Origin of the sequence: Mycoplana azooxidifex (assembly GCF_014196765.1) — a bacterium.
GTDB classification, from domain to species: domain Bacteria; phylum Pseudomonadota; class Alphaproteobacteria; order Rhizobiales; family Rhizobiaceae; genus Mycoplana; species Mycoplana azooxidifex.
Genome location: NZ_JACIEE010000007.1, coordinates 451,210 through 460,640 on the forward strand (window position 1 = coordinate 451,210; position 9,431 = coordinate 460,640).

The following is a 9,431-nucleotide window of genomic DNA, read 5'->3' on the forward strand; positions in this document are numbered from 1 at the left end:
ACCATGCCTTTCGATCTGGAGACACTTCTGGCCCTTGGCGGCCTGCTTCTCGTTGCGGGGGCCGCTGTCGGCTTCCTGGCCGGCCTTTTCGGGGTGGGCGGGGGCGCTGTCTCTGTTCCGGTGCTTTACGAGGCTTTCGGCCTTCTTGGCGTCGATGATGCGGTGCGAATACCGCTTGCGGTCGGCACCTCGCTCGCGCTGATCGTGCCGACGTCCCTGCAATCGGCACGCGGCCATTACCTGCGCGGTGCGATCGACATGAAGACGCTCCGGCAATGGGCGCTGCCGATTCTGCTCGGGGTGAGCATCGGCTCGGTGGTCGCGCGCTATTCCGATCCCTGGGTGTTCAAGCTCGTTTTCATCGGTGTCGCCGGCGTGGTTTCGGTGCGGATGTTGCGCGGTTCCGGCTGGAACGTTGCAAGCACCTTGCCGGGAGCAGGCCTGATGCGCCTTTTCGGCGTGATGATCGGCTTCCTCTCCTCCCTGATGGGTATCGGCGGCGGGGCGATCTCGAACCTGATCCTGTCGCTCTTCGGCACGCCGATCCATCGCGCGGTCGCCACGTCGGCGGGTGTGGGCGTGCTGATTTCGATACCCGGGGCCATTGGATATGTCATCGCCGGCTGGGGCAAGACGGGGTTGCCGCCGGATGCACTCGGCTATGTATCGCTTCTCGGCTTTCTGCTCATGCTGCCGACTTCATTCCTCACCACCCGTTTCGGCGTTCGGGCGGCACATGGGCTGGGGAAGCGCCAACTCGAGTTGCTCTTCGGCCTCTTCCTGATGACCGTCTGCCTGCGCTTCCTCTACGACATGGTGGCTTGAGGAATACCGTGACCGCCATCCAAGATTATGAAGACGGCGGGCGCCCCAAATTCGTCCCAAGTCTGTATCCGGGTGGCGCGATACCCTGGCGAAAACACCGGTGCGGCCGCACATGCTGACGTCGCAGGCGCGCGGTTGCCGGATCGTGCCGAAGAGATGACGCTTTAGCCATGCATGGCGCATGGCCAAAGCGCGCCGCCGCGCTTCCGGCGCGCTAACAGTACTACCAACGTTCCTGCACCAGAGAGATTACATGACGCGGACGCGGTTCAGACTGCGCGTGAAGTCGCGGTGACTTCTACCGACTTGATCGTCAGCCGATGCATCTGACCGTCCCGTCCATTCCAGTTGATAGCTTGGCCCGGCGCCATTCCGAGGAGCGCGACCCCGATGGGCGTTAGTACGCTGACCATGGAGCGCTCTATGTCGGCCTTGCCGGGATAGCACAGGGTGACAGTCCGGCAATGACCGCTTTCCGTCTCGTATGTGACCGTTGAGCCCATCCCGACCGCGGTGGTCGGGAACTGGTCGTCCGACACGACCGAAGCCCGCTCCAACTCGGCCAGCAAGTCGTCCGCGACGTCAAGGTCCCGGCCTGGTGCCGCCAGAGCGAGCGACGTCAAGCGCGAATGTTCGGTCGCGCGAAGCACGATATGCGGTTTATCCTGATTGGTGAGTCTCGTTTCCATAGTTCAAGCCCTTCTGCACAGCCCTTCAGGACCACGCACCAGTAGATGGATCAAATGTCGGCAGTAGTCGCGCGGAACGGGAGAAGAAGGTTCAGTCCCCGGGTTCAGGTGCGCGACAGCAGTCAAGGACCCGGGCTAGTGTCCTTCGATGGAACACTCTCGGCAGAAAAAACAGCTATGGAAATCCAAGAGCTTCAACATGGCAGGAGATGATGCCATGCAAAAGAAAGAAGTCAAGGTTCGAGCGGGGCATCATGAAGTAACGATGTGCGATCCTTCGTCACGGTGCTGGAAAACCCTGTTCACTTATTCAATCCCATCGGCTATTGCGCCCCCGCGCCGGTCGCGTTGAGGCGACCCGGTGGTAGGAGAAACATTGTGAATGTCGATGAGAAGCTGGAACCAATCCTAACGGAAGTCTTGAGGCGTAACGGCGGTGAACTCGAGTTCCACCAGGCGGTGCGCGAGGTGCTTGAAAGTCTCGGGCGCGTCATAGCCAAGCATCCCCGTTACGCCGAAAACGCCCTCATAGAGAGGATCTGCGAGCCGGAACGCCAGATTATCTTTCGAGTGCCATGGGTTGACGATGCCGGACAAGTCCAGATCAATCGTGGTTTCCGGGTTCAGTTCAACTCGGCTCTCGGCCCCTACAAGGGGGGCATCCGGTTCCATCCGTCGGTGAACGTCGGCATCATCAAGTTCCTCGGTTTCGAGCAGACCTTCAAGAACGCGTTGACAGGCATGCCGATCGGTGGCGGGAAGGGCGGTTCAGACTTCAATCCGCGGGGGCGCTCGGACGGCGAGATCATGCGGTTCTGCCAGTCCTTCATGACCGAACTTCATCGGCATCTGGGTGAGTATACGGACGTTCCTGCCGGAGACATCGGGGTCGGAGGCCGGGAGATCGGCTACATGTTCGGCCAGTACAAGCGCCTTACCAATCGTTATGAAGCTGGCGTCCTCACGGGGAAGGCCCTTTTCTATGGTGGGTCGCGTGCACGGAAAGAGGCAACGGGCTTTGGGGCGACCTATTTTGTTCAGCGTATGCTCGGAACCAAGGGCCTGGACTTCGAGGGAAAACGCGTAACCGTCTCCGGTTCTGGCAACGTTGCGATCTACACCATGGAAAAAGTATCCGAATTCGGAGGCCGGATCATCGCTTGCTCTGACTCGAATGGCTACGTGGTCGACGAGGACGGTATCGATCTTCACCTGGTCAAGGAGATCAAGGAAGTTCGGAGGGAGCGGATCAGCGAGTACGCGAGGCTCAAGGGCGCGAAAGCCCATTACGTCGAAGGCGGTACCATCTGGGACGTTCCATGCGATGTGGCGATGCCGTCCGCGACCCAGAATGAACTCACCGGAAAGGACGCGCGTGCCTTGGTGAAGAATGGCGTCGTGGCTGTGGGCGAGGGGGCGAACATGCCGTCCACTCCCGAGGCAGTCCGCATCTTTCAGGACGCTGGCATCCTCTTCGCACCGGGCAAGGCTGCCAATGCGGGAGGGGTCGCGACTTCGGCCCTGGAGATGCAACAAAATGCCTCACGTGACAGTTGGACTTTCGAGCAAACCGAGGCGCGTCTTGCAACGATCATGGAAGCGATCCACGATCGTTGCGCTGAGACAGCCGAGGAGTATGGGGCGCCAGGGGACTACGTCCTTGGTGCCAATGTCGCAGGTTTCGTGCGGGTGGCCGAAGCCATGGATGCACTCGGCGTGATCTGACTGCAAGCGGTCAGGACGCCTTCGTCAACGGGTGCTGCGGGTACGCTCACGCCTGCGGCACCAGGTCGCATGGCTTGACTTCCTGGTGCCTGCGGGCAATCTTGTAGTCATGTTGACGAACCGCGACATACATCCGTTCGGTGCCTTCCGGGTCTGCCCTATCGCAGGATAGTGACCCGGGTCCGGCCTTTGTCGCCCGTCGGATCCTGGGCTAAAGCGGTCAGCCTGCAACGTTGGCTGACGTGTGCGACAATCTTCCAGAACAATGACCAGGCATGGAAATACCATGCTCGCACCGGAGGTATCGCGACCGATGCCCAACAGTATTGCCCATTCGAAGCGACCGTTATCTGTTATTGGGGCAACGGATTATTCGACGCTCATTAAGCTTGCCTGCGCTGCAATTTCGAAGGACTTCGACGTCGCCGCTGAGTTGGTCGAAAAGTTGGAACACGCATGCGTCCTGGCGGATGGTCAAGTGTCACCGGACACCGTCCAGATAGGATCCAAGGTCACTTTCGATGTCGAAGGCGCATTCCGCCGCACCATCACGCTTGTCTGTCCGGATGAGGTCGATGCAGATGCGGGAAGGATCTCGGTGCTGACGCCCGTCGGAGTGGCGCTCCTGGGACTCCGCCCGGGGCATCGCAGCGAGTGGTTCTCTCGCAACGGCCAAACCAACGATCTCGCGGTAGTGCGCGTTGCCGAAGATCGTATGGCCGGCATAGCACTCTGAGCCCTGTCATAGCCGAGGACCCAATGCACTCGCTCAATAGCAGACAGCAAAAGCCTAGAGGAGGTTGCCTCACCGCAGGCCCGTAGCCCTGTGCCGCATCCGTCGTGGTCGGCACAGGGAGTTCCTGTTGCCAAACGAACATCCGACAGGAGACCTACGATGCTTGCTGCCCATCCACCCGCCATACTCGCTGCCGAAGACGCCAGCGTCCTTCACACGATACTTGACGATCCTCTGGTGTCCCACCGCATCAGGTCAACAATTCGACGCAAGCTGACCGAAGCTCATGCGGTAACCACAGAGGTTCCCGGCGATGTCGTCACCATCAACAGCCGGATTTCTTTTCGGCTGGGCGATGGTGTTCCGATATCCGCGTTCCTCGTGGACCTCGTCCATCCACTGAGAGCCTTTCAGGGAATTATTCCGCTGCGGAGCGAGATAGGCTTGTCTCTTCTCGGCTTGCGAGAAGGCAATTGCGCAATCCTAGATCTGCGGAAAGTACCCGCAGTCCTTGTGCTCAAACGCGTGCTTCACCAGCCTCAACGTCAAATACAGGCCATATTCGGACCGACGGATTCGAGGGCATCTGGGGCTATCAGCAAAGCTTACCCTCCGATCTCATGAACTATCGAAAATACAATCCCAGATACCAAGATGAGGCAGAGCTATGACATTTGCTGCATTCGAGAGAAACGTTTCCGACAGTCCTATCGATGTTCAACTTCACTACGATCACCTAAGCAAGATGGCACACATTTGCTCTTCTGTATTCGATGGCGTTCTTCCATCCCACTACCCCACTCCCGAAGCAGCGGCGGACGCCGCGCGAGCCATGATAGAGAGCAACATGGCGCGGGGCGGACAAGTTCGTCCGCGCCGATCTATTCGAATCTGGTTTCGTTAGACATCGGGCGCACCTCGCGTCCGCTTTGTACAACGCTGCCGACCCTCATCTGGAGCTGGCTTTTGTCGCGAGTTTGCTCGGCCAGTCCAGTCATCGGATCCGGGGCTAGTCCTCGGTCCAATGTGCAACTATCGGAGACCTCAATGTCCAGGGAAGCCTTTTGCCAGCTAACGGCTGGAGACGCCAACGTGCTGATGTCTTTGCTCGAAAGCGTTAACGCAAGGCCGTCTGCCTTCTCGACGCTGCTGAGAGAGAAGCTGAACCATTCAAACGTCTTCTTCCGAGAAGACATACCTGGCGATGTCGTCACGCTCGACACGCAGGTGCTCTACACGATCAACGGAGCCGTGGCGGGACCGCATGTTCTTCTTCGCGACCCCGCGGATGGGCTTCCGAGCTTGGCGATATCGGTCCAGACAATGCGTGGCTTGGCGCTACTTGGATTAGGCGTCGGCGAAACAATCGAGATCTTGGCTGAGGGCGCGGAACCTGAAACGCTATCGGTCCAAAGTATCATCTTTCAGCCGGAGGCGGATGCACGGTCGAAACAACGCCAATGCAACCAAGCAGAGCTGGTCGATCATGCTCCTCAGGTCTTGAATTTTCGACCGCGCTCAAAGCAGGCAGGAGTTCCCTACGATGACGATCCTGGCCCAAGTGCTGCATGATCGGCGCCCCTCTTCCGCATTAAACTACTCCGTCAACGGCAAACAACGAACTCGGGCCTCCCGCTGAACTCGTTTCTCCTTTGCGCATTAATTGCAATTGCCAATAGATGCTTTGCGGAACGGCCGCAAGCTACACTGCGTTGACGACAGAGCCTCGGCAAAACCTGCCTTGAAGTAGCTTTGCACCGCCCTTTCCCTACCGTCTGCAGGTCTCTGCCCTGTGGTCATTGTATCCAGATTGTCCCCGGAGATCCTCCCGGTATGGTCTTGGCTTCAACGTCCTAGACAGTTGATATCTGATAGCAGCAATTTCGCTTCTGACAGCGATGGAATGGCGCAAGCTGTTGTCGAGGCCAGACCAGAAACTAGACAACCAACCGCGCCGCCCTGCCACGCTTGCGGTCGGGATTGTTGTAGTAAGACGCGGCCTGGCTTAGGGACTTGTGCTGCGATTGCTGCATCGCCTCCGGCCGGGGTATGCCGCGATTGGCGGCTTCGGTGAGGTAGCCGGAGCGCAGGCCGTGGGCGGAGAATTTTTGCGGATCAAGCCCCGCTTTGGCGCAGCGTGATTTCAGGATCAGGTTGATCGATTGCGCCGTCAGCGCGCGGCGGTCGACGTTGCCCCACTGGTCGATGCGCCGGAACACCGGGCCACCATCGATCCGTGCCTCCTGCAGCCAGCGTTTCAGCACGTCGACCGGCTGGCCGATCATCAGCGACCGGGCGTCATCCTCCGGGCCTGTCGTCTTGGTGCGGCCGAGGCGGATCGCCAGGCAGGGCAGGGGAGGGGAAGTTGGATCGTCTGGCTCCGTACGGACCGCCTCCTCCTCGATCAGATCTTCGACGCGCAGGTTGGCGACCTCCGAGCGCCGCCGGCCGCCGGAGGCGAAGGCGGTCAGAAAAATGGCGCGGTCGCGGATGTCGACCAGCCGGTCGCCGGCACAGGTGGAGAGTAGTTTGGCGAGAACATCGGCGGTGACCGCGCTCGTGCTCTTGCGTTGCCGCGGCCGCCCGGTGGCGCGGACGGCCAGCCGCAGTGCGCTCTTCAGCGATGGGGCGGAGAAGGCGCCGGCAAGACCGCGCCAGCGCGTCAGGATCGACCAGGAGGTCAGTCGCCGCTGCACCGTTGCCGGCGCATGCGGCCCGTCGACGCGCAGCAGTCCCTGGCTTCGCAAACCCATCTCGACTTCCGTCGGCATCCCGTGCGCCGGATCGTCTTCGCGACGGCCGGAATCCCAGAGATGGTGGGCGACGAATTTCAGCAGCAGCGCCTCGGGGGCGGGCCAGGGGAGGGGAGCGCCGGTGGCCAACACACACCAGCCCTCGAGATAGGCGAGGTCGGAGGCGAGTGCGCGCAACGTGTTCGCGCCCATTCCTTCCTTGGCCAGCTGTTTCAGCGTAGCAACGTCGTCGTCGGTCAAGAGGACAGCGAGTTGATCACGCCGGTCGAACGGCAGCATCGCGTCGAGCGTGTCCAACTGTTCCGAGCGGTGGAGAACCGCGTCGGTCTGCGACTTCGGTGGTTTGGGGTATCCAGCCATCTCAGCGGCGCTCCCAGTGGTTTAGCGCGTCAGACCGCGTGTTCAGGCATTTCCGCGCACGGTTGGCCTGCACGCGCGCTTGCCATCACGCCTTTTCCGTCTGCGGACGCCAGCGCTCGATGATCTTCTCGATTTCCGCGCGATAGTCGGTGGGGTAGACGGTCGCCATGGCCCCAATGTGAGGATCGACATTGGCAAGATCGGTGATATCGAAACCGCCATGCACTTCGGCGTTCCACCAAGCGAGCAGGAAATTCGCCCCCCGCCGTCCCTGGCCGGTGTCCTCATGGGCGACGTTCAGCAATTTCTCAAGGGCAAATCTCACCCTGTCTTCCATCACCATGTTCCGTGTCGAAGAATGCTGCAGTCATCCGCTTGCCGAACTGGGATGGCATTTGACATCGGTCTGTCCGAAATCATGCCCCTTGAACAGGAGGGGCGCCCTGGCGACCGCGGCAACCGCATAGGACAAGCAGTCGCCCATGTTCAATGCCGCCGGATGGCGCCCCTTCCCGAACCGTTCAAAGGCTTGCTCGGCTGCGTGATAGTGCCTTTCGCCGAAGGTGACTGCGCTCACATTGGACAGTTCGACGAGCTGAGCAATGATAGCCGCTGCATTTGGAAATCCTCTACCTGTCAGCACCATCCGGGCTTCGAGGAGCGTCGGCCATCCGATAGTGACCGTTTCTCGAGCGACGATTGACTTGAATGTTTCAGCCTCCGGCTCTGCCAGCGACATAGCCAGAATGACCGAGGTATCCAGCGCGATCATACTGGCAAGCCATTCTCGTCATAAAAATCGTCGTGCGCCGATGTCGCTCCGGCAGGAACCGCGCGGCGACCTTCGGCCATGAGGTCCCAAAGCACATCCTCCGGCTTGCGCGACGGCGACTGCCGCAATTCCAGCTCAAAATGCTCCAACGCCTGCTCAACCAGCTTGTTGATCGGCTGGCCGGTGCGTTTGGCAAGCGCGTGCGCCAGATCACGGGCCTTGGCGCTGCGCACGGAGAGTTGCGGTTCGGACATCGGTCTTCCTCACTCGAAATCGAGCTTGAAATATAGCGATTTTCGCTGGAGATGGCAAGGACGTTCATTAAGATGGCTAACTATCGATACATGATACGTATCGTTAATGATGGAGCAAGTGATCTGCATCAAGCAGTAATGGTCTCAAAATATGCCGATCACCTGCCTCTTTACAGGCCAGGACGGAGGCTGTGCGCCAATTGCGCGGCGAGGGCGGCGGCCGCCAGATGGCCAAGGGCCCGCCGCGGGCTGGTCGCCGGCTACGGCATGGTCGGCTACGGCCATGGTCTTTCCGCAAGCAGCATCATTCTGGAGACTATCTGATGAACCAGGGCCTTGACTATCCGCTTCCGCACGAGGACCAAGACAACAGAGAATTCGTCGCTACCTGGCGGAACGAGGGAAGGATCGTTCTGCAGCAGGCAGCAGTGGGCGGCCGACCCTATTTCTATCCTCGCCCGATGTGCCCCTACACTGGTTCTGCGGATCTGATTTCAGTTCCGGCATCGGGGAGGGGAAGGATTGTTTCCTACGCCTTGGTGCATCGCCCGAACCATCCTGCCTTCAATGAGGAGGTGCCGATCATCCTGGCGGAGATTGCGCTCGTGGAAGGCGCCGTGCTCCTTGGACGCATCATTTGCGAAGACAGCGACAAGGTCGCAAGCGGTCTCGCGGTCGATGTGCTGCCACCGGAGGACGCGAGGCGCTATCCGCTTCCGACATTCCGCCTTGCCGAGACCAAAGATGCGTGAGGCCGTCCGCAACTTCACCGATGCGGACGTGACCCGGCGGTTGGAATGGCGGCCGCTTGTCGATGCCCTGAAGGTCGCATTCCTGAAGGGTGCCGAGAGCCCGCCAAGACCGCACTACGACATCACGGTTCCGGGCGAGCCGAATGGCAATCTGCTCTTGATGCCGGCCTGGAGGCAAGGCGGCCACATCGGGCTGAAGACGGTGACCGTCTTTCCTGGGAACGCCACTCGTTCCGAGCCGAGCGTGAACGCACAATATCTGTAAGTGGGGCAGATTCGGTGGCAGTGCCGACGCAGGAGGCAATGCTGCCAGATGTGACGTGTATCGCAGCGCTCTCTTTGGCGCGATCTGTCGTTGTCATGCACGACAGGGGAGGGGAGACTTTGCAGCACGACCGGTACAGCAGAAGCTCGTTGATCTCGTCATAAGCAGGTTGACGTTGCCAGGTCCGCGAAGGAGGAAAGTTCTCAGGCTCGTGCCACGATCAGGGTGGCCAGCGGGGGTATGACCTCCGGACTGCCAATCCCCAGCCGGTCACCCAGATAGTGCCAGAACGACAGACCC

At 60.1% G+C, this 9,431-nt stretch carries 12 protein-coding genes; 7 read left to right on the forward strand and 5 right to left on the reverse strand.

All coding sequences use genetic code 11. The annotated features are described in order from the left end of the window. Window positions 1-3: 3 nt before the first annotated feature. Complete coding sequence (locus GGQ64_RS18775; RefSeq protein WP_183806824.1) at window positions 4-825, forward strand: sulfite exporter TauE/SafE family protein; 822 nt, start codon at window positions 4-6, stop codon at window positions 823-825. Window positions 826-1,094: 269 nt separating this feature from the next. On the opposite strand, the gene rnk is transcribed toward GGQ64_RS18775, so the two are convergent. Continuing rightward, on the reverse strand, window positions 1,095-1,514 hold the full coding sequence (gene rnk, locus GGQ64_RS18780; RefSeq protein WP_183806825.1) for a nucleoside diphosphate kinase regulator: 420 nt from the start codon (window positions 1,512-1,514) through the stop codon (window positions 1,095-1,097). 378 nt (window positions 1,515-1,892) lie between these two features. On the opposite strand from rnk, the gene gdhA reads away from it, so the two are divergent. The 4 genes from gdhA to GGQ64_RS18800 all read left to right on the forward strand — a co-directional run bounded on the left by gdhA (window position 1,893) and on the right by GGQ64_RS18800 (window position 5,547). Continuing rightward, window positions 1,893-3,239: an NADP-specific glutamate dehydrogenase gene (gdhA, locus tag GGQ64_RS18785; protein WP_183806826.1), complete on the forward strand. Its 1,347-nt coding sequence runs from the start codon at window positions 1,893-1,895 to the stop codon at window positions 3,237-3,239. Between the two features lie 286 nt (window positions 3,240-3,525). After that, window positions 3,526-3,975, forward strand: coding sequence for a GreA/GreB family elongation factor (locus tag GGQ64_RS18790; RefSeq protein WP_246422757.1), 450 nt, complete (start codon window positions 3,526-3,528; stop codon window positions 3,973-3,975). Between the two features lie 159 nt (window positions 3,976-4,134). Then, window positions 4,135-4,599, forward strand: coding sequence for a GreA/GreB family elongation factor (locus GGQ64_RS18795; protein WP_183806827.1), 465 nt, complete (start codon window positions 4,135-4,137; stop codon window positions 4,597-4,599). Between the two features lie 423 nt (window positions 4,600-5,022). After that, window positions 5,023-5,547, forward strand: a complete 525-nt coding sequence (locus tag GGQ64_RS18800) for a transcription elongation factor GreAB (RefSeq protein WP_183806828.1) — start codon at window positions 5,023-5,025, stop codon at window positions 5,545-5,547. A 365-nt stretch (window positions 5,548-5,912) separates the two neighbouring features. On the opposite strand, the gene GGQ64_RS18805 is transcribed toward GGQ64_RS18800, so the two are convergent. From GGQ64_RS18805 to GGQ64_RS18820, 4 genes are all read right to left on the reverse strand, one after another. Beyond that, a complete protein-coding gene (locus GGQ64_RS18805) occupies window positions 5,913-7,088 on the reverse strand; it encodes a site-specific integrase (RefSeq protein ID WP_183806829.1) in 1,176 nt (391 codons plus the stop codon). Window positions 7,089-7,173: 85 nt separating this feature from the next. Next, on the reverse strand, window positions 7,174-7,413 hold the full coding sequence (locus GGQ64_RS18810; protein ID WP_425488523.1) for a DUF7673 family protein: 240 nt from the start codon (window positions 7,411-7,413) through the stop codon (window positions 7,174-7,176). Between the two features lie 42 nt (window positions 7,414-7,455). Beyond that, a complete protein-coding gene (locus GGQ64_RS18815) occupies window positions 7,456-7,860 on the reverse strand; it encodes a type II toxin-antitoxin system VapC family toxin (RefSeq protein ID WP_183806831.1) in 405 nt (134 codons plus the stop codon). Next, window positions 7,857-8,114 carry a type II toxin-antitoxin system VapB family antitoxin gene (locus tag GGQ64_RS18820; RefSeq protein ID WP_183806832.1) on the reverse strand — a complete coding sequence of 86 codons (258 nt, stop codon included), beginning with the start codon at window positions 8,112-8,114 and terminating at the stop codon, window positions 7,857-7,859. The genes GGQ64_RS18815 and GGQ64_RS18820 overlap by 4 nt, the downstream gene beginning before the upstream one ends. A gap of 323 nt (window positions 8,115-8,437) precedes the next feature. Here GGQ64_RS18820 and GGQ64_RS18825 point away from each other — a divergent pair, with 323 nt between their 5' ends. Together GGQ64_RS18825 and GGQ64_RS18830 are read left to right on the forward strand one after the other, a co-directional pair. Next, the gene (locus GGQ64_RS18825) at window positions 8,438-8,866 is read left to right on the forward strand and encodes a Zn-ribbon domain-containing OB-fold protein (RefSeq protein ID WP_183806833.1); all 429 of its coding nucleotides are present in this window, start codon (window positions 8,438-8,440) and stop codon (window positions 8,864-8,866) included. After that, the gene (locus GGQ64_RS18830) at window positions 8,859-9,131 is read left to right on the forward strand and encodes a hypothetical protein (protein WP_183806834.1); all 273 of its coding nucleotides are present in this window, start codon (window positions 8,859-8,861) and stop codon (window positions 9,129-9,131) included. The genes GGQ64_RS18825 and GGQ64_RS18830 overlap by 8 nt, the downstream gene beginning before the upstream one ends. The last annotated feature ends 300 nt before the right edge of the window (window positions 9,132-9,431 follow it).